Source organism: Humidesulfovibrio sp., assembly GCF_035560995.1.
GTDB lineage: Bacteria > Desulfobacterota > Desulfovibrionia > Desulfovibrionales > Desulfovibrionaceae > Humidesulfovibrio.
The window spans coordinates 1-17978 of sequence record NZ_DATMYK010000272.1; the positions used below are offsets into that span (position 1 = coordinate 1).

The following is a 17978-nucleotide window of genomic DNA, read 5'->3' on the forward strand; positions in this document are numbered from 1 at the left end:
GGGTGCTGCCGTGGTTGCCGTCCACGCGCATGGCTCCGTCGCGGTGATAGCTGTGGAAGGGGCAGCGGGCGGCGTTCACGGGGATGAGGTGATGGTTCACGCCCAGGCGGTAGCGCTGGGCATCGCCGTAGGAGAAGAGGCGTCCCTGCAGCATCTTGTCGGGCGAGAAGGAGATTCCGGGCACCACGTTGGCCGGGTTGAAGGCGGCCTGTTCCACCTCGGCGAAGTAGTTCTCTGGATTGCGGTTCAGTTCGAGCACGCCCACGTCCATGAGGGGCGCGTCCTTGTGCTTCCAGACCTTGGTCAGGTCGAAGGGGTGGTAGGGCAGGGCCTTGGCCTGCTTGTCGGTGAGGACCTGGACCGCGAAGATCCAGCGCGGGAAGTCGCCTTTTTCGATGGCCTCGTACAGGTCGCGCTGATGGCTTTCGCGGTCCTTGGCCACCAGAGCCTCGGCTTCGGCGTCGGTGAGGTTCTTGATGCCCTGCTGGGTGCGCAGGTGGAACTTGCACCAGAAACGCTCGTTCTTCTTGTTGATGAAGCTGAAGGTGTGGCTGCCGAAGCCGTGCATGTGCCGGTAGCTGGCCGGAATGCCCCGGTCGCTCATGACAACGGTGACCTGGTGCAGGGCCTCGGGCAGGCTGGACCAGAAGTCCCAGTTGTTCTTGGCGCTGCGCATGTTGGTGCGCGGGTCGCGCTTCACGGCGTGGTTCAGGTCCGGGAATTTCAGGGGATCGCGCAGGAAGAACACGGGCGTGTTGTTGCCAACCAGGTCCCAGTTTCCTTCCTCGGTGTAGAACTTCATGGCGAAGCCGCGGATGTCGCGTTCGGCATCGGCCGCGCCGCGTTCGCCCGCCACGGTGGAGAAGCGCAGGAACACGTCGGTCTTTTTTCCGATTTTGCTGAACAGCTTGGCGCGGGTGTATTTGCTTATGTCGTGGGTGACGGTGAAGGTGCCGTAAGCGCCGGAGCCCTTGGCGTGCATGCGCCGCTCCGGGATGACCTCGCGGTCGAAGTGGGCCAGCTTTTCCAGGAACCAGACGTCTTGCAAAAGCATGGGACCGCGCGGCCCGGCGGTGAGCACGTTCTGGTTGTCGACCACGGGCGCGCCCGCGTTGGTGGTGAGCTTTTTCTTGGCCATGTTCGCCTCCATAGGGTTTGGGGGATGCTTTTGGGGGTTATGGCAAGCCATAGCAGAGCTGACGCGTTATGCAAGCACCGGTGCGTATTCGGTGGAGCTTATGGACAATGATTATCCGTAAAGAATGAAAGTTGTCAACAGCCAAGGGCAAAAAGAAGGGCGGACAAGGCGTTTATGGCCCTGCCCGCCCGTGCGTGGCGATGCTCTGTGGCGCGCTTAGCCGCCCGCGCCGCCGGCGGCTCCGGGCAGGGCGAAGCCCTTGGTGGTGCCGCCCGTGGTGGAAGGCGTGCCCGCGATGCGCGCGAGGTAGGTGTCGCCCAGGGTTTTGATGTGGTCGGCGACGTTGTCGAAGTGGTTGTAGTGGATCTGCTCCTCGTCGATGATGGCCTGGAAGAGGTTGGCGCTGATGTTGTCGCCGTTTTCGCGGCAGGCCATGAGGAACTGGTTGTAGGCGTCGATGGTGTTGTCCTCGAGTTCGGTGTCGAAGACGAAGATCTTGCGCACGTCCTGGCCCTTCACCACGGTGCCGTCGCCGCTGGAAACGGGTTCGCCGCCGAGTTCCTTGATGCGTTCGGCGAACATCTCGGCGTGGCGCATCTCGTCGATGGCGATGAGTTTCATGTTGGCGGCCATTTCGCCAAAGTCTTTGTCATCCAGGTTGTAATGCTGGTTCATATACTGGCTGATGGCGTACAGCTCCATGGCCCGCGCCTTGTTCAGCACCTCCAACACCTTGGCCTTGCGCTTTTCCCTGCTCTCAACAGCCATGAGGCACCTCCGTGCGTATTGTTTTCCAGCAGGCCCGAAACGGGCTACTCCACTGGATTCATTTGTAGGAGATTGTGCGGCGCGAGGCAAGGGGAGAGGCTTTACCCCTTATCGCGGCAGCGCGCGCACAGGCCGAAGAGGTCGAAGCGATGGGCTTTGACGTCGAAGCCGGACTGCGCGGCCAGCTGCCGCACCATTTCGGACAAGCCTTCCCCGCCCTCGTCGGGATCGGTGATGCCGCCGCAGGCGGTGCAGATGAGGTGCGGATGGGGCTCCGGCCTGCGTCCGTCGTAGCGGCTGCCCAGCTCGCCGAAGCCCAGCTCCAGCACTTCGCCGCGCTCCTTCAGCAGGTGGATGGTTTTGTACACCGTGGCCAGGCTGGTGGTGGGATAGTCTGGCAGGATGGCCGCGTGCAACTGCTCCACGCTGGGGTGGTCGGCGCGGGAGACCAGCTCGCGCACGATGGCCACGCGCTGGGGCGTCAGCCTGTGGCCGCTGGCCTTAAGCCCCGCGAGCAGGGCGTCCAGGCGTGAGGTGTTTGCTGCGTCGTGCATGGACTTAAGTGTAAGACACGCGGAGCGCCGGGGCAAGGGCGTGAAAAAGGCCGGAGCGCCTGCGCGCCCCGGCCTCGGAATGACGAAGTGGGTGCGTGGCTACTTGGCGTAGCCCACGGCGCGCTTCTCGCGGATCACCGTGACGCGGATCTGGCCGGGGTAGGTCATGTTGTTCTCGATCTTGGTGGCGATGTCCTTCACCAGCAGGTAGGTCTGCTCGTCGGGCACGCGCTCGGCGTCGACCATGACGCGCACCTCGCGTCCGGCCTGGATGGCGTAGGCCTTGGACACGCCGCCGAAGCTGGTGGCGATGTTCTCCAGTTCCTCAAGGCGCTTGACGTAGTTCTCCAAGAGCTCCTTGCGGGCGCCGGGGCGCGCGCCGGAGAGGCTGTCCGCGGCCTGCACCAGGGTGGCGATGGCCGTCTGGGGCGGCACGTCCTCGTGGTGGGCCTGGATGGCGTGCACGATTTCCTGGATCTCGCCGTGCTTCTTGGCGATGTCCGCGCCGATGACGGCGTGGGGGCCTTCGATCTCGTGGTCAACGGCCTTGCCCAGGTCGTGCAGGAGCCCGGCGCGCTTGGCCATCTTCTCGTCCAGGCCAAGCTCGGCGGCCATGATGCCGCAGAGGAAGGCCACCTCAATGGAGTGCTGGAGCACGTTCTGGGAGTAGCTGGTGCGGTAGTGCAGCTGGCCCAGCAGCTTCACGATCTCCGGGTGGATGCCGTGCACGCCCACGTCGAAGGTGGCCTGCTCGCCGATCTCGCGCAGCTTCACGTCCATTTCCTGCTCCACCTTGCGCACGATGTCCTCGATGCGGGCGGGGTGGATGCGGCCGTCGTGGATGAGGCGCTCCAGGGCCTGCTTGGCCACTTCGCGCCTAAGCGGGCTGTAGGCGGAGAGCACCACCGTCTCCGGCGTGTCGTCGATGATCAGGTCGACGCCGGTGGCGGCTTCCAGGGCGCGGATATTGCGGCCCTCGCGGCCGATGATGCGGCCCTTCATTTCCTCGCTGGGCAGGGTCACGGCGGTGACGGTCTGCTCGGAGACGTAGTCTCCCGCATAGCGCTGGATGGCCAGGGAGAGGATCTCCTTGGCCTTCTTGCCCGCCACTTCCTTGGCTTCGGTCTCGATGTTGCGGATCATGCGCGCGGCCTCGTGGCGCGTGCGCGACTCGACCTCGCTCATGAGGCGTTCCTTGGCCTCCTCCACCGTGAGGCCGGAAATCTCCTGCAGCTTGCGCTGGTGCACGTCGCTTGCGGCCTCAAGCTCTTCCTGCTTCTCGGCCAGGCTCTTTTCCTGCTTGATGAGGCGCTTTTCCAGCTCGACGACGCCGGATTCCTTCTGGGCGACCTTTTCGAGCTTGCTTTCCAGGCGCTCTTCCTTTTCCTGCAAACGGGCCTGCTCGCGCTTCAGGGTCTGCTCGCGGTCCTTGTATTCCTGCTCCTGTTCTTTCTTGAGGGCGAAGATTTCGTCCTGAGCCTGGACACGGGCCTCCTTGCGGGTGGCCTCGGCCTCTTTCCTGGATTCCTCCACGATGCGGGCCGCCAGATCCTGGGCGTCTTGGTTGCGTTTTTTGGACAGGTAGCCGCTGAAGTAGTAGCCGCCGACGAGGCCGACAATGAGCGCCAGGCCGTCGAGGGCGATGAGCAACAGGCTGGAATCTGTCATGCGCTGCTCCTTACCGGTTATATGGACAGGCCATGCGGGCCTGATGCGCGCGCGGTCGCCCGGACATGGGTCCGAAGGCCGTGCTCGTACGTGAACCGTTTAGGGCAGGGTGACTTGAAGAGGATGGGATTGCGTCTGCGGTGGGCGGGACAAACCATAAAAGGCCTCCGGGGCCTTTAGCCCCGGGGCGCCGTGTTGCTTCTGGAGTTTTGAACCTCGTTTAACGAGGGGGGCTCCTCCGGCCCACCGTCAGGCTGCCCGCTCAGAAGGCGGGTATGCACACGGGTGGACGCTGGCGAATCCCATTTAGTACATATTGGCTCAAGAACTCAAAAACAATCACGAACTCCCCAGGGGTTTTCCCGCTGTTCCTATGCGCAAGGCTGCTTTTCCAGCCTGTTATCGCCTCTCCAAGAGTTCCTGCATGCGGGCCTCCAGGCCCGCCAGCTTCCGCCGCGTTTCGAGATAGTCGTCCGCCATCCCCAGCGCCAGAAGCGTGAGCAGTTTCTCCCTGCTTATATACCGACCACCCTTGCTCAGCTCGGCGAAGCGTTCTTCGAGCAAGACCTGGGCTGCCTGAATGCGTTCTTGGTCCGCATCCGTCTTGAAGGAGATCTCCAGTCCATTGACCGTTATGGTGTAGCTCGGCATGACTGTTATCCGGGCCTATTGCCCGCCAAGCGATGCCTGCACCTTCACCAGAAGGGCCTCGATGCGGTTCTGGATCTCCCGTCTTTTTCCTGCCTCGGCCTCGACTTGCAGGGCCAGGGCCTGGTTTTCCTCTTCCAGCTGCCGGACGCGCGTCAAGAGTTCACCAAATCGCGCTTCCAACCTTTCGATGAGTTCCATAGTCACAATGTAACGCTTCCCGTTTCTGAAATCAAGACTTCTTGCCCCGGCGCTCAAGATTGCTCTGCTTGCCGCGGGCAATGGCCAGGGCCTGGTCCGGCACATCCTTGGTGATGACAGAGCCCGCGCCCACCAGTGCATTCGCGCCCACCTTCACCGGGGCCACCAGGGCGGTGTTGCTGCCGATGAAGGAGTTGGCCCCGATGTGTGTGGCGTGCTTGTTCACCCCGTCGTAATTGCAGGTAATGGTGCCCGCGCCGATGTTGGCTCCGGCCCCGATCTGGGCATCGCCCAGGTAGGACAGGTGCCCGGCCTTGGCCCCGGGGCCCAGCACGGATTTCTTCATCTCCACAAAATTGCCCACATGCGCGCGCTCGCGCAGTTCCGCGCCTGGGCGCAGGCGGGCAAAGGGTCCGCAGTCGCTGCCCGGGGAGAGGTGCGCGCCCTGCAGGTGGCAGTGCTCGCGCACCTCGCAGCCGGGCTCAAGCACGCTGTCCGTGATCTGGCTGAACGCGCCGAGCCTGGCCCCGCGCGAGACGACGCTCGCGCCCAGCACACGGCAGGGGCCGGTGAGCTCCGCTCCTGGTTCCACAACGGCGCGCGGGCCTACAACGACGCTTTCCGGGTGGTGCAAGAGAACACCGGATTCAAGCAGCCGCTGTGCGGTGGCGCTGCGCAGGCGTTCCTCGGCCTGGGCCAGCTCCAGGGGCGAATTGACGCCGAGCAGGTCCAGGGCGGCCTCGCGCCTGAGGGCGTGGACCTGCATCCCTGCGGCCACGCCGTGGGCCACCAGGTCGGTGATGTAATATTCGCCCGCGCGGTTGGCGCTGGTGAGGGAGAAGAGCACGGCCTCCACAGCGGCCACGGAGAGGCAGAAGAGCCCGGTGTTCACTTCGCCGGTATCCTGACCGTGTTGGGCGGGGTCGAAATCCTTGGCCTCGACTATGCCCGTCACCTCGCCGTCGTCGCCACGCAGCACGCGGCCGAAGGAGCCTGCATCGGGCAGCACGGCGGACAGGAAGGCGATGTCCGCGCCCTCGCGCGCGGTGTTCATCAACTCATCCAGGTCCTGCGGCGTCACCAGGGGGGCGTCGGCGTTGAGCACCAGACAGTGCGTGGCACCGCTGGCGCGCACGCGCTCCCAGGCCGCCTGCAGGGCGTGGCCCGTGCCCTTCTGCTCGGCCTGGAGCACAAAGCCTTCCGCCAGTTCCGGGTGGGCCTTGCGCACCAGCTCGTGCCCATGGCCGACGACGGTGAGCACCGATGCGGCGACCTGGGCCGCTGTGGCGGCCACGCAGCCCAGCATGGTTTCGCCCAAAAGCGTCTGCAAGGCCTTGGGCTTGTCGGAATGCATGCGGGTGCCCTTTCCTGCGGCCAGGATGACGGCGATGGTATTGGCGTGGGGCATGGCGGCTCCTAAGGGATGATGATCATTCGCGCGCTTTTTCGCATCTTTTCGGCAAAAAGAAAAGGCAGGCCGGAATAGTCCGACCTGCCTTGTTTGTGGTGATGGCCTTGCGCCGTATCAGACGGGCTGGGCGTGTGTTAGCACGTCCCGGCCTTTTCGCCGGAGTTGCGGCAGTTCAAGCGGGCCAGGGACCGACGCAGCGCGGCCTGGGCGCGGGCGTTGTCGATCTTCTCCTGGGTGCGCTGGAGCCGCTGATGGGCGCGGTCCTGGGCCTTGCGGGCGCGTTCCAGGTCGATGTCCGCCGCCTTTTCCGCCGCCTCTGCCAGGATGGTGACCTTCTCGGGGCTGACCTCGGCAAACCCGCCGGACACAAAGACGTAGTGGGTTTTCCCGTCGTCCTTGTAGTACAGGTTGCCAATGCCCAGCGCGGACAAGAAGGGGATGTGGTTCGGCAGTACACCGAATTCACCCAGCGCGCCGGGAGCGCCGACGTAGTCAACGTCCTGCGAGAGGACCTTGCGGTCAGGCGTCACGATTTCAAGCAGCAGCTTCTTGGACATGGCGTCCTACCTATCCCTGCTTGGCCTTTTCAATGGCCTCGTTGATGTCGCCCACCATGTAGAAGGCGCTCTCCGGGATCTCGTCGTGCTTGCCGTCGATGATCTCTTTGAAGCCCTTGATGGTGTCTTCGAGCTTGACGTAGCGGCCGGGCTTGCCGGTGAAGGCTTCGGCCACGTGGAACGGCTGGGACAGGAAGCGCTGGATGCGGCGGGCGCGGCCGACGAGGAGCTTGTCGTCGTCAGAGAGCTCGTCCATACCAAGGATCGCGATGATGTCCTGGAGTTCCTTGTACTTCTGCAGAATCATCTGCACCGAGCGGGCGACCGAGTAGTGCTCCACGCCGAGGACCAGGGGGTCCAGGATGCGCGAGGTGGAGTCCAGCGGGTCGACCGCGGGGTAGATGCCCAGCTCGGCGATCTGGCGGGAAAGCACGAGGGTGCCGTCCAGGTGCGAGAAGGTCGTGGCCGGGGCGGGGTCGGTCAAGTCGTCGGCGGGCACGTAAACGGCCTGCACCGAGGTGATCGAACCCTTGGTGGTGGAGGTGATGCGCTCCTGCAGTTCGCCAAGGTCGGTGCCCAGCGTAGGCTGGTAACCCACCGCGGAGGGCATGCGGCCGAGCAGCGCCGACACTTCCGAACCCGCCTGGGTGAAGCGGAAGATGTTGTCGATGAACAGCAGCACGTCCTGGCCGTCGGCATCGCGGAAGTTCTCAGCGATGGTCAGACCGGTGAGGGCGACGCGGGCACGGGCTCCCGGGGGCTCGTTCATCTGACCGTACACCAACGCGGCTTTGTCCAGAATGCCGGCGTCCTTGAACTCGTGGTAGAGGTCGTTGCCCTCGCGGGTACGCTCGCCCACGCCCGCGAACACGGACAGACCGCCGTGGTGCTTGGCGATGTTGTTGATCATTTCCATGAGAATAACGGTCTTGCCCACGCCGGCGCCGCCGAAGAGGCCCATCTTGCCGCCCTTGGGGAAGGGGATCAAGAGGTCAACGACCTTGATGCCGGTCTCGAGCACTTCGACCTTGGTGTTCTGGTCGACGAAGGGGGGAGCCGAGCGGTGGATCGACATGTGCTTGTCGGTCTTGATCGGGCCCATTTCGTCCACAGGACGGCCAACGACGTTGATGATGCGGCCAAGCGCGCCGATGCCCACGGGCACCTGGATGGCTTCGCCGGTGTCGGTCACTTCCATGCCGCGGACGAGACCTTCGGTGGCGTCCATGGCGATGGTGCGGACGACGTTGTTGCCGAGGTGCTGCGCAACTTCGCAGATCAGGTCGGGCGCGTCCGTGTTGTTCGGATTCTTGATGTCAACCGCGTTCAAGATGTGGGGCAATTTCCCCTCAGGAAACTCGACGTCCACGACGGCGCCGATAACCTGCACGATTTTACCAACGTTAGCACTCATTTGTTTAGGCCCCCTTTTATCATTTCAACGCTTCAGTGGCGCCGACAATATCCATCAGGTCTCTGGTAATGGCCGCCTGACGCGTCTTGTTGTAAAGCAGCGTCAGTGAATTGATCATGTCGTCGCAGGCGCGGGTGGCGTTGTCCATGGCGGTCATGCGGGCGGCATGTTCGCTGGCGGACGTATCAAGCATGCCACGGTACACCTGCACCTTCACGAAGCGGGGCAGGAGTTCGGCCAGCAAACCTTCGACAGAAGGCTCGTAGACGTAATCCTTGCCGCTGCTGGTCGCCTCGCCAGGAGTCCCGCTGATGGGGAGCACGGTCTGAGCGACAGGAACCTGGCGGCCCATGCTGATGAACTCGCCGTAGCAGAGCACGACTTCATCCAGGGTTCCGTCAAGGAAGGAGTTGATGAGCTCGCCACCCAGCTTGCTGGCCAGCGTGAAGTCAAAGCTGTTCATGACGTCGCGGTACTGGACCACGATCTCATGTTCGGCCTTGCGGACGGCGTCGCGTCCCTTCTTGCCCACGCAGTAGAACTTCACGCCCAGGCCCTCGGCCTTTTTCTCCTTGGCGAGCTTGAGAGCCGCCTTGATGATGTTGGCGTTGAAGCTGCCGCACAGGCCGCGGTCAGAGGTGACAATCACGATGCCAACGGTCTTTTTTTCCTCGCGCTTAGCCAGAAGCGGATGGACCGACTCGTCCGCTCCGGCAGCAAGATCGCCAAGCATTTCGAAGAACTTCTGCGCATACGGCTTGAACCGCTCAATGCGGCTCTGGGCGTTGCGCAGCTTCGCCGAGGCCACCATATTCATGGCCTTGGTAATCTGCTTGGTCTTCTTGACCGCGCCTATTTTCGTTTTGACATCCCTCAGGGAAGCCATTGCACCCTCCTGCGCCGGTTAGGCGCGGAAGCCCTTCTTGAACTCTTCGATGCCGGCCTTCATGCGACCTTCGATGTCAGCGTCCAGGGCCTGTTTCTCGGTAATGGAGCTGATCACGTCAGCCTTGGAGTTGCGCATGAACTCCAGCAGCTCGGTCTCGAACTTGCGGACGGCGTCCAGCGGCACATCGTCCATGAAGCCGCGGGTGCCGGCGTACAGGGAGATGACCTGCTCAACGGCGCTCATGGGCTGGTACTGGGGCTGCTTCAGCAGCTCGACCAGGCGGGCGCCGCGGTTGAGCTTCTGCTGGGTGGCCTTGTCCAGGTCGGAGCCGAACTGCGCGAAGGCGGCGAGCTCGCGGTACTGGGCGAGGTCGAGGCGCAGGGTGCCGGCAACCTGCTTCATGGCCTTGATCTGGGCGGCGCCGCCGACGCGGGAGACCGAGAGGCCGACGTTGATGGCCGGGCGGATGCCGGCGTTGAACAGCGCGGGCTCCAGGTACACCTGACCGTCGGTGATGGAGATGACGTTGGTCGGGATGTACGCGGACACGTCGCCGGCCTGGGTCTCAATGATGGGCAGGGCGGTCAGCGAACCGGCGCCGAGGCTGTCATTGACCTTGCAGGCGCGCTCCAGCAGGCGGGAGTGCAGGTAGAAGACGTCGCCGGGGAAGGCTTCGCGTCCGGGAGGGCGGCGGAGCAAGAGCGACATCTGGCGGTAAGCGACAGCCTGCTTGGACAGGTCGTCGTAAATGATGAGCGCGTGCTTGCCCGAGTCGCGGTAGTACTCAGCCATGGTGCAGCCGGAGTAGGCGCCGATGAACTGCAGCGGCGCAGGCTCGGAAGCGGTGGCGGAGATGATGGTGGTGTAGTCCATGGCGCCGTAGCGACGCAGGGTGTCGGCCACGAGGGCGACGGTGGCTTTCTTCTGGCCGATGGCCACGTAGAAGCACTTCACGTCGCCGCCCTTCTGGGCGAGGATGGCGTCGATGCAGACCGCGGTCTTGCCGACCTGACGGTCGCCGATGACCAGTTCGCGCTGGCCGCGGCCAACCGGGGTCATGGCGTCGATGGCCTTGAGGCCGGTCATCATGGGCTGGTGGACCGACTTACGGGCGATGATGCCGGGGGCCTTCAGCTCCACCGGGCGGGTCTCCTTGGCCAGAATGGGGCCGAGACCGTCGATGGGGTTGCCCAGGGGGTCGATGACGCGGCCGAGAACGGCCTCGCCGACGGGCACGGAGAAGATCTGGCCCGTGCGCTTGACAGGGTCGCCCTCTTTGATCTCGGTGCAGTCACCCAGCAGCGCGACGCCGACGTTGTCCTCTTCGAGGTTGAGCACCATGCCCTTGAGGCCGCCGGGGAACTCCAGGAGCTCCATGGCCATGGCGTTTTTCACGCCATGCACGCGGGCGATGCCGTCACCGACGTACAGAACGGTGCCGGTCTCGCTCATTTCCACGCGGGACTCGTAATTCTGGATTTGTCCCTCAATGATTTTGCTGATTTCTTCCGCTTTGATCTGCATGGCCCTACTCACCCCTCTTGATGGTTTCTTTCAAAATGTTCAGCTGAGCGCGCAGACTGGCGTCGAGCACGCTGTCGCCGATCTGCAGCACCACCCCGCCCAGGATGTCGGCGTCGGTGCCGAAGTCGAGAACCAGCTTCTTGCCGGTCTGCTTCTCCAGCCGTTCTTTCAATTCCACCTTCCGGGCATCGGAAAGGTTTACGGCGGTGACGAGCTTGCCGGAAACGATGCCATTCTTCTCATCGAGCATGGCTCCGAAGTCCTCGGCAATCCCGGGGAGAGAGTCGAGACGGCTCTTGTCGGCAAGCAGGCTCACGAAATTCACCAGCATCTGGGAAACGCCCAGCTGGCTCGTGATCTGCTTCAGAACGGCCTTTTTCTCCTCAACGCTGAAGACCGGATTGCGGAAGAACCGCATGGCCTCCGGCGACTCCGCCAATGCCCCAGCCAACCCGGCAAGCTGTGTCCCGTAGGTCTCAAGCTCGGCAGCGCCTTGCTTCATGCCCACGGTGAACAGCGCCTTGGCGTACCTGCGCGCGACGATGTTCCCGCTCAATTGAGCACCACCTTTGTTAAGTATTCATCCACGAGGCGCTCATGATCTTCACCGGTGAGCTTCTCGCGCACGATTTTAGTAGCCTGCTCGATGACCTGGTCCGCGATCTCGCCGCGCACGCGGTCGAAGGCGGCGCGGGCTTCGTTCTCCGCGCTGGTGACGGCCTGGGCCTGCATGGCCGCGGCGTCCTTGTGGGCCTTCTCGATGATGGCGGCCTTGATGGCTTCGCCCTGGGTCTTGGCTTCGGCCAGGATGGCGGCCTTTTCCTGCTCCAGGTTGCGGATGCCGCTCTCGACGTCCTTGAGGCGCTTGTCGGCCTCGGCCTTGCGGGACTCCAGATCCTCAAGATCCTTCTTGATCTGCGCGCGACGGCCGCCGAAGAAGGCCGCAGCCTTGGCGCCCGCGAACTTGTAGAGCAGGAAGATGAAGATGACGAAGTTCAGGACGCGCCAGCCATAGTTGGCCCAGGGCAGTCCTTCATGGGCTTCGCCGCCCTCGCCCCCGCTGGCGTAGGCCAGCGCGGTGAACGCAAGGACGCCGATCAGGGTCAGTACTGTGTGCCGTGCAACTTTCAAAATGTTCCCCCTCCTTCTTCCTTTCGGCTTAGGCCTGGCCAAGAATCTTGGCCGTGGCCTTCTGCGCGAATTTCTCCACGTCGGCGGAGAGGGCCTGCTTGGCGCTCGCCACCTGGGCGGAGATTGCATCCATGTTGGCTTTCATGGTCGCGGCCACATCCTTGCCCGCAACGGCCATGATCTGCTGTTCCTCGCCCGCGCCTTCGGCACGCAGCTGCTTGCGCAGCTCAAGTCCCTGCTGACGCGTGGAGTCCAGAGCCTGCTCGTAGCCTTTCAGCTTCTCGTCGGCGCTGGAGGTGAAGCCCTCGATGCTGGCCAACTGGTTGGCCATGAGCGCGTTGCGCTCCTTGATCTTTTCCCGGATGGGAGTGATCAGGAGCATGTTCAGCGCCACCATCGTGATGAGGAAGTTGACCAGCTGAATAAAAAACGTGATGTCGAAATCTATCATTACGGCCCCCAGCGCTTTGGATAATGGGATTGTGAAATTTGGTCCAAAGTCAGAGGGGACTTACACCACCCCCTGAGACCTGTCAAAGCCTTTTTTCGTTTTTCCCGGCTCCTTACGTGCCGCCACGCCTTGGTTTTCTAGGCTTCGCGGGCAATCTCGGCAAAATCCGATTCCGGCTCCACGGCTTGTGAAATCTGTGCCATGGGCGTGGCGAAGGGTATTCGGCGGTATGAAATAAACCGGGCCGAAAGGGGTGGAGATGGTCTTAGGTCTGCTTGAACAGGTAGCGGCGCATGGACACGTTTAAAACGAGGCCGACCAGGCTGAAGTTGACCAGGGTTGCACTGCCGCCGTAGCTGACGAAGGGCAGGGGCACGCCCACCACGGGCATGAGGCCCATGACCATGCCCATGTTGATGAGGATTTGCCAGAAGAAGTAGAAGAACACGCCCGCGGCCAGATAGCTGCCGTAGGGGTCCTTGGCGTCGCGCGCAACCACCGCGATCTGGTACAGGAAGGCGCAGAACAGGCCGAGGATGGTGATCATGCCGAAGAAGCCCCATTCCTCGCCGAACACGGCCACGGCGAAGTCTGTGTGCTTTTCCGGCAGGAAGCGCAGCTGGCTTTGGGTGCCGCCAAGGAAGCCCTTGCCGAAGAGCCGGCCGGACCCCACGGCGATCTCCGACTGGAGGATGTGGTAGCCGGAACCCAGCGGATCTGTGGCCGGGTCGAGGAAGGCCAGGATGCGCCGTTTCTGGTAGTCCTTCAGGACGAACCAGAACAGGGGCATGACGAGCGGCACCAGCACGCACAGGGTGCGGAACAGCCAGGGCTTGACGCCCCGGAACAGGATGAGTCCGGTCAAAAGCAAAAGCACCAGCATGCCCGTGCCCAGGTCTGGCTGCTTGATGATCATGAGCGCGGGCACGAGGCCCAGGCCCAGCACCGTGGCCAGTTCGCGCAGGTTCAGCCGCTCCGAGTCGCCGGAAAGCAGCCGCGCGCCAAGGAGCAGCACGGTGAACTTGGCCAGCTCGCTCGGCTGGAAGCTGAACAGCCCGAAGTCGAGCCATCTGCGCGCGCCCAGCACTGTCTTGCCGATGAACGGCACCGCCAGAAGCAGCACCAGGGTCAGGGCGTACATGGGCCAGGCCACGGCATGCAGGCGGCGGTAGTCGAAGATCATGAAGGCCACCATGCCGATGAGCCCGATGGCGCCCCAGATGAGCTGCTTCTGGTAGTAGTTCTCCACCTGCACGCCGTCGCCCAGGCGCACGCCGCTGGCGGAGTACAGGTTCAGCACGCCGATGGCGAAGAGCGCGCCCAGCACGCCCACCAGCCGCCAGTTGACGTGGTAGAACATCCGCCTGTCGATGGGGCTCATTCGTTGCCTTCCTTGCGCGGAGTCTCGATGGGCGTGGAGGGCAGGGCCTGCGGCGGCTCCGGGAACTGCGTCTCCACGGCCTCCAGCCTGGCGGCGGGGCTGGCCGTGGGCGCGGCGGCGCCGGCCACGTCCTGGGGCGGCAGCTCCTTCTTGCCCATGAACAGGGCGTTCAGCATGGCCTTGACCACCGGACCCGCGCCGGAAGCGCCGTGCATGCCGTGCTCCACCATGGCCACGATGACGAAGCGCTTGCCCGCCTGCTCGCCGAATCCGGCCATCCAGGCGTGGTCGCGATATTTATAGGGAACGCCGTCGCCCATGCGTTTGAGTTCGTCCGTCAGGCGCACCACCTGGGCGCTGCCGGTCTTGGCGCCCACCACCACGCCGGGGGTGAGCACCCTGTGGCAGGTGCCGCGCGGGTCCTCCACCGTGGCGATCATGGCCCGCTTGACGATGCCCGACTGCTCTTCCGTCAGGGGCAGCTGACCCGTCACCTGGGGCTTTTCGCCCTTGATGAGGGCCGGGCGCATGAGCTTGCCGCCGTTGATGAGCGCGGCGATGTAGCGCGCCACCTGCAGGGGCGAGGTGACGGTATAGCCCTGGCCGATGGACATGTTCAGGTCCTCGCCCTTGGTCCAGCGCACGCCGAAGCGCTTCTCCTTCCATTCCCGGCTGGCGATGAGCCCGCTTTTTTCGTGCGGCAGGTTGACGCCCGTGAGGGAGCCGAAGCCGGAGGCCTTGGCGAATTCGCTCATGCGGTCCACGCCGAGCTTCATGCCGAGCTTGTAGAAATAGGTGTCGCACGACTCGACCAGGGCGCGCTGGAAGTTCACCGCCCCGTGGCCGGAGTGTTTCCAGCAGCGGAACACGTGGTTGCCCAGGGCCACTTCGCCGGTGCAGGTCACGGTTTCCTTGGGGTCCACCAGGCCGTAGTGCAGGGCCGCGGCGGCGATGACCAGCTTGAACACCGAACCCGGAGGATACACGCTCTGGGTGGCGCGGTTCTGCAAGGGGTGCAGGGGGTCGTCGCGCAAACTGGCCCACTGGGCGCTGGAAAGTCCGTTGGTGAACATGTTCGAATCGTAGCTGGGTTCGGAAACCAGGGCATGCACCTCCCCGGTGTCCGGGTCCATGACCACCACGGCTCCGCTCTTGCCCTCCAGCAGCTTGTGCCCCAGCTGCTGCAGGCCAAGGTCGAGGGACAGGAAGATCTCCTCCCCGGCTCTGGGTTCGCCCTGCTGCTCCTCGGAAAGCCTGCGGCCGGTGACGTCCACCTCGATGAGGCGCTTGCCCTTGGCCCCGCGCAGACGGTCGTCCAGGCGGTTCTCCAGCCCCTGCTTGCCCACGAAGTCGCCCAGGGAAAGGGTCTGGTCGGCCTGCATCTCGGCCTCGTTGGCCTCCGAAACATAGCCCAGCACGTGGGAGAGCAGGTGCCCGTAATTGTACTTGCGCCGCGTGCGCGAGAGGATTTCGAGTCCGGGCCAGCGCACGCTCACGCCCTCCACCTTGGCGATGGTGTCGAAGGTCAAGTCCGGCGCAAGCACCAGGGGCTCGAAGCTTTTCACCTTGGGCTTGTTGCGGGTGTAAATCTCCTTCACGCGCTCCACCGGAATGCCCGTGAGTTCGGACACTTTTTCCAGGGTGGCGGGGATGTCTTCACAGTCCTCGCGCACAAGGCCCAGGGCGAAGGCGGGCTCGTTGACGGCCAGCAGTTCGCCGTTGCGATCGCGCAGGAAGCCGCGCGGGGCAAAGAGATACTCAATGCGCAGCTGGTTGTTGCGGCTCTTTTCGGTGAACACCGGGCCCAGGTGGATTTGCAGGTACCACAGGCGCACGGCGAACAGGCAGAAAAGCCCCAGCACCAGGAACTGCAGGAGGCTGGCCCCGTAGCGGGGCATGTTCTGGCTGGAGGCGCTAAGAAGATTCTTCATGACGCTTCAGCCTGTCGGGGAAGAGGTTGTCGGCCGTGTACCACAGAACGGGATAGATGAGGGTCTGCAGCAGGCATTCCCCCAGCACGCGCTTGAAGGGAAAGGCCCGCACCTCGAGCACGGCCATGAGGTAGAGCAGCAGCAGATGCGCGATGCCCAGCGCCAGGCCGAGCAGCGCCTGGAACTGGAAGCTGCCCGGATCAAGCAGCCAGCGGCCCAGGGTCAGCAGGGCGAAAAGGGTGAAGTACCACAGGATGCCGTAGCCGAAGGCCAGACCGCCCGCGCCTTCCTGGATGGCCACCCAGACCAGGGCCAGGATGACCGTGACCACGGGCTTTTGCCAGCGCAGGCTGATGGCCATGCCCGGAGCGAAGAAGTCCACGCCGGGCACCAGCACCTGCCCCCAGATGCCGCACACAGTGAAGATGGTCCACCAGATGGCCGCCAACATGGGCGCTACTCCCAGAGGTTGCGCGTGTCTTCGGGCTTGGCCGCGCGCTTGAGCAGCAGGACTTCCTCCAGGCGGGGAATGTCCACCAGGGGCTCGGCCTGCACGTCCATGAACAGGGTGCCTTCCTCGCGCTTCACGGCGCTGACGCGGGCCACGGGCAGGCCCTTGGGGTACACGCCGTCCATGCCGGAGGTGACGAGGATTTCGCCCTGCTCGATGGTGGAGGTGAGGCCCACATATTTGACCATGAGCCTCTGGTCCGCGCCCATGCCGTACACCACGCCCGCGGCGCGGTTGTCGCGCCCGACCACGGCGATGCGGCTGGAGGGGTCGATCAAGAGCAGCACGGTGGAGACCGAAAGCCCGGCACGGTAGATGCGCCCCACCACGCCCTCGGTGGAGAGCACGGGGGTATCCTCCACCGCGCCGGAGAGTTTGCCCCGGTCCACCAGGATGGTCTCCAGAATGGCTGTGGGGCCAACGCGATGCGCCACGACCCGCGCGCCTTCTCGCTTCCACTCCGGCGGTTCGGGGAAGCCAAGCAGCTTCTCCACCCGCGCGGTGGCTTCGGCGCGTTCGCGCAGGGTCATGTTCTCCAGGCGCAGGGCCTTCACCTCGGTCTCCAGGGCCTCGTTCTCCTGCTTCAGGCCCACAAGGGACACGTAGCGTTCGACGAAGTCACCGGTCCTGCCGCCCAGCCATTTGCCGGGCCGCAGCACCATCCCCACGCTGTCCAGCCCGGAGTACGTGCTCAGACGCGTCAAATGGCCGGAGCGCAGGTTCCAGGTGTAGAGGCTCAGGTAGACGAAGAGCCCGGCGACGAGGAAGAGGGCGATCTTCTTTGGGTTCACGCTAGTCCGTGGTCACTTCCCTGTACAGGTCGATGCACTCGAGCGCCTTGCCGGAGCCGAGCACCACGGCGGTGAGCGGGTCGTCCACCACGGTGATGGGCAGCTGGGTCTCGTGCTGCAAAAGCTTGTCCAGGCCCTTCAGGAGCGCGCCGCCGCCGGTGAGCACGATGCCGCGGTCGACGATGTCGGCGGCGAGTTCGGGCGGGGTCTGCTCGAGCGCGATGCGCACGCCCTGCACGATGCCCTCCACCTGCTCGGAGATGGCGCCGCGCACTTCCTCGGCGGTGATGATGCGGTTCTGCGGGATGCCGGTGACGAGGTCGCGGCCGCGCACTTCCATCTCGCCCGCGCCTTCCACGGGGTAGGCGCTGCCGATGGTCATCTTGATGTCCTCGGCCGTGCTCTCGCCGATGAGCATGTTGTACTTGCGCTTCACATGCTGCATGATGGCCTCGTCCATCTTGTCGCCGCCGATGCGCACGCTCTTGGCGTACACGATGCCGGACAGGGAGATGACGGCGATTTCGGTGGTGCCGCCGCCGATGTCGACCACCATGTTCGCGGTGGCTTCGGTGATGGGCAGATTGGCGCCGATGGCCGCGGCCATGGGCTCCTCGATCAGGTAGACCTCGCGGGCGCCCGCGCTCTGGGCGGATTCCTTCACCGCGCGCTTCTCAACCTGGGTGATGCCCGTGGGCACGCAGATCATGATGCGCGGACGCACCAGGCGGCGGGAGTTGTTCACCTTGGAGATGAAGTGGCGCAGCATGGCCTCGGTGACTTCGAAGTCGGCGATGACGCCGTCCTTCATGGGGCGGATGGCCACGATGTTGCCGGGCGTGCGGCCCAGCATTTTTTTGGCCTCCGTGCCGACGGCCAGCACCACCTTGCCGCCGCGCGAATCGCGCTTCACGGCCACCACGGAGGGCTCGGAGAGCATGACGCCCGCGCCCTTCACGTAGACCAGCGTGTTGGCCGTGCCAAGGTCGATGGCAAGGTCCGTGGAGAAA

Annotated in this window: 19 protein-coding genes and 1 other RNA gene; all 20 read right to left on the reverse strand. The window is 64.1% G+C overall.

Annotated elements, in window-relative coordinates; genetic code table 11:
* The coding region (locus VN419_RS10475) for a catalase (RefSeq protein ID WP_325647176.1) at positions 1-1138 on the reverse strand (1138 nt) is incomplete at its 3' end.
* A 216-nt stretch (positions 1139-1354) separates the two neighbouring features.
* On the reverse strand, positions 1355-1906 hold the full coding sequence (locus VN419_RS10480; RefSeq protein WP_325647177.1) for a ferritin-like domain-containing protein: 552 nt from the start codon (positions 1904-1906) through the stop codon (positions 1355-1357).
* Positions 1907-2007: 101 nt separating this feature from the next.
* Positions 2008-2460: a transcriptional repressor gene (locus VN419_RS10485; protein ID WP_325647178.1), complete on the reverse strand. Its 453-nt coding sequence runs from the start codon at positions 2458-2460 to the stop codon at positions 2008-2010.
* Positions 2461-2559: 99 nt separating this feature from the next.
* Positions 2560-4128 (reverse strand): ribonuclease Y, encoded by a 1569-nt coding sequence (rny, locus tag VN419_RS10490; protein ID WP_325647179.1) that lies wholly within the window; start codon positions 4126-4128, stop codon positions 2560-2562.
* A 175-nt stretch (positions 4129-4303) separates the two neighbouring features.
* Positions 4304-4488, reverse strand: a non-coding RNA gene (ssrS, locus tag VN419_RS10495) — 6S RNA.
* Positions 4489-4527: 39 nt separating this feature from the next.
* Positions 4528-4779, reverse strand: coding sequence for a cell division protein ZapA (locus VN419_RS10500; RefSeq protein ID WP_325647180.1), 252 nt, complete (start codon positions 4777-4779; stop codon positions 4528-4530).
* 15 nt (positions 4780-4794) lie between these two features.
* Entirely contained in the window at positions 4795-4977 is a 183-nt protein-coding gene (locus VN419_RS10505; RefSeq protein WP_325647181.1) for a hypothetical protein, read from the reverse strand.
* A gap of 31 nt (positions 4978-5008) precedes the next feature.
* Positions 5009-6385: a bifunctional UDP-N-acetylglucosamine diphosphorylase/glucosamine-1-phosphate N-acetyltransferase GlmU gene (glmU, locus tag VN419_RS10510; protein WP_325647182.1), complete on the reverse strand. Its 1377-nt coding sequence runs from the start codon at positions 6383-6385 to the stop codon at positions 5009-5011.
* 137 nt (positions 6386-6522) lie between these two features.
* Positions 6523-6945 (reverse strand): F0F1 ATP synthase subunit epsilon, encoded by a 423-nt coding sequence (locus tag VN419_RS10515; RefSeq protein ID WP_325647183.1) that lies wholly within the window; start codon positions 6943-6945, stop codon positions 6523-6525.
* A 10-nt stretch (positions 6946-6955) separates the two neighbouring features.
* The gene (gene atpD / locus VN419_RS10520; RefSeq protein WP_325647184.1) at positions 6956-8359 is read right to left on the reverse strand and encodes a F0F1 ATP synthase subunit beta; all 1404 of its coding nucleotides are present in this window, start codon (positions 8357-8359) and stop codon (positions 6956-6958) included.
* Between the two features lie 19 nt (positions 8360-8378).
* Entirely contained in the window at positions 8379-9245 is an 867-nt protein-coding gene (locus tag VN419_RS10525) for a F0F1 ATP synthase subunit gamma (protein ID WP_325647185.1), read from the reverse strand.
* 18 nt (positions 9246-9263) lie between these two features.
* Positions 9264-10772: a F0F1 ATP synthase subunit alpha gene (gene atpA, locus VN419_RS10530; protein WP_325647186.1), complete on the reverse strand. Its 1509-nt coding sequence runs from the start codon at positions 10770-10772 to the stop codon at positions 9264-9266.
* Positions 10773-10776: 4 nt separating this feature from the next.
* Positions 10777-11328: an ATP synthase F1 subunit delta gene (gene atpH, locus VN419_RS10535; protein ID WP_325647187.1), complete on the reverse strand. Its 552-nt coding sequence runs from the start codon at positions 11326-11328 to the stop codon at positions 10777-10779.
* Entirely contained in the window at positions 11325-11903 is a 579-nt protein-coding gene (gene atpF / locus VN419_RS10540; RefSeq protein WP_325647188.1) for a F0F1 ATP synthase subunit B, read from the reverse strand. The genes atpH and atpF overlap by 4 nt, the downstream gene beginning before the upstream one ends.
* A gap of 28 nt (positions 11904-11931) precedes the next feature.
* Positions 11932-12354 carry an ATP synthase F0 subunit B gene (locus tag VN419_RS10545; protein WP_325647189.1) on the reverse strand — a complete coding sequence of 141 codons (423 nt, stop codon included), beginning with the start codon at positions 12352-12354 and terminating at the stop codon, positions 11932-11934.
* Between the two features lie 265 nt (positions 12355-12619).
* The gene (gene rodA, locus VN419_RS10550) at positions 12620-13735 is read right to left on the reverse strand and encodes a rod shape-determining protein RodA (RefSeq protein ID WP_325647190.1); all 1116 of its coding nucleotides are present in this window, start codon (positions 13733-13735) and stop codon (positions 12620-12622) included.
* Positions 13732-15666, reverse strand: coding sequence for a penicillin-binding protein 2 (gene mrdA / locus VN419_RS10555; protein WP_325647191.1), 1935 nt, complete (start codon positions 15664-15666; stop codon positions 13732-13734). Before mrdA ends, rodA begins: the two co-directional genes overlap by 4 nt.
* Positions 15650-16117: a hypothetical protein gene (locus tag VN419_RS10560; RefSeq protein WP_325647192.1), complete on the reverse strand. Its 468-nt coding sequence runs from the start codon at positions 16115-16117 to the stop codon at positions 15650-15652. Before VN419_RS10560 ends, mrdA begins: the two co-directional genes overlap by 17 nt.
* 5 nt (positions 16118-16122) lie before the next feature.
* A complete protein-coding gene (mreC, locus tag VN419_RS10565; RefSeq protein ID WP_325647193.1) occupies positions 16123-16968 on the reverse strand; it encodes a rod shape-determining protein MreC in 846 nt (281 codons plus the stop codon).
* Between the two features lies 1 nt (position 16969).
* Positions 16970-17978: rod shape-determining protein (locus tag VN419_RS10570; RefSeq protein WP_325647194.1), on the reverse strand; the 1009-nt coding region annotated here is incomplete at its 5' end.

Bases quoted from the DNA above. Each gene is read 5' to 3' on its own strand.
- VN419_RS10480 (WP_325647177.1), bottom strand. From the start codon at position 1,906: ATGGCTGTTGAGAGCAGGGAAAAGCGCAAGGCCAAGGTGTTGGAGGTG.
- VN419_RS10485 (WP_325647178.1), bottom strand. From the start codon at position 2,460: ATGCACGACGCAGCAAACACCTCACGCCTGGACGCCCTGCTCGCGGGG.
- rny (WP_325647179.1), bottom strand. From the start codon at position 4,128: ATGACAGATTCCAGCCTGTTGCTCATCGCCCTCGACGGCCTGGCGCTC.
- VN419_RS10500 (WP_325647180.1), bottom strand. From the start codon at position 4,779: ATGCCGAGCTACACCATAACGGTCAATGGACTGGAGATCTCCTTCAAG.
- VN419_RS10505 (WP_325647181.1), bottom strand. From the start codon at position 4,977: ATGGAACTCATCGAAAGGTTGGAAGCGCGATTTGGTGAACTCTTGACG.
- glmU (WP_325647182.1), bottom strand. From the start codon at position 6,385: ATGCCCCACGCCAATACCATCGCCGTCATCCTGGCCGCAGGAAAGGGC.
- VN419_RS10515 (WP_325647183.1), bottom strand. From the start codon at position 6,945: ATGTCCAAGAAGCTGCTGCTTGAAATCGTGACGCCTGACCGCAAGGTC.
- atpD (WP_325647184.1), bottom strand. From the start codon at position 8,359: ATGAGTGCTAACGTTGGTAAAATCGTGCAGGTTATCGGCGCCGTCGTG.
- VN419_RS10525 (WP_325647185.1), bottom strand. From the start codon at position 9,245: ATGGCTTCCCTGAGGGATGTCAAAACGAAAATAGGCGCGGTCAAGAAG.
- atpA (WP_325647186.1), bottom strand. From the start codon at position 10,772: ATGCAGATCAAAGCGGAAGAAATCAGCAAAATCATTGAGGGACAAATC.
- VN419_RS10545 (WP_325647189.1), bottom strand. From the start codon at position 12,354: ATGATAGATTTCGACATCACGTTTTTTATTCAGCTGGTCAACTTCCTC.
- rodA (WP_325647190.1), bottom strand. From the start codon at position 13,735: ATGAGCCCCATCGACAGGCGGATGTTCTACCACGTCAACTGGCGGCTG.
- mrdA (WP_325647191.1), bottom strand. From the start codon at position 15,666: ATGAAGAATCTTCTTAGCGCCTCCAGCCAGAACATGCCCCGCTACGGG.
- VN419_RS10560 (WP_325647192.1), bottom strand. From the start codon at position 16,117: ATGTTGGCGGCCATCTGGTGGACCATCTTCACTGTGTGCGGCATCTGG.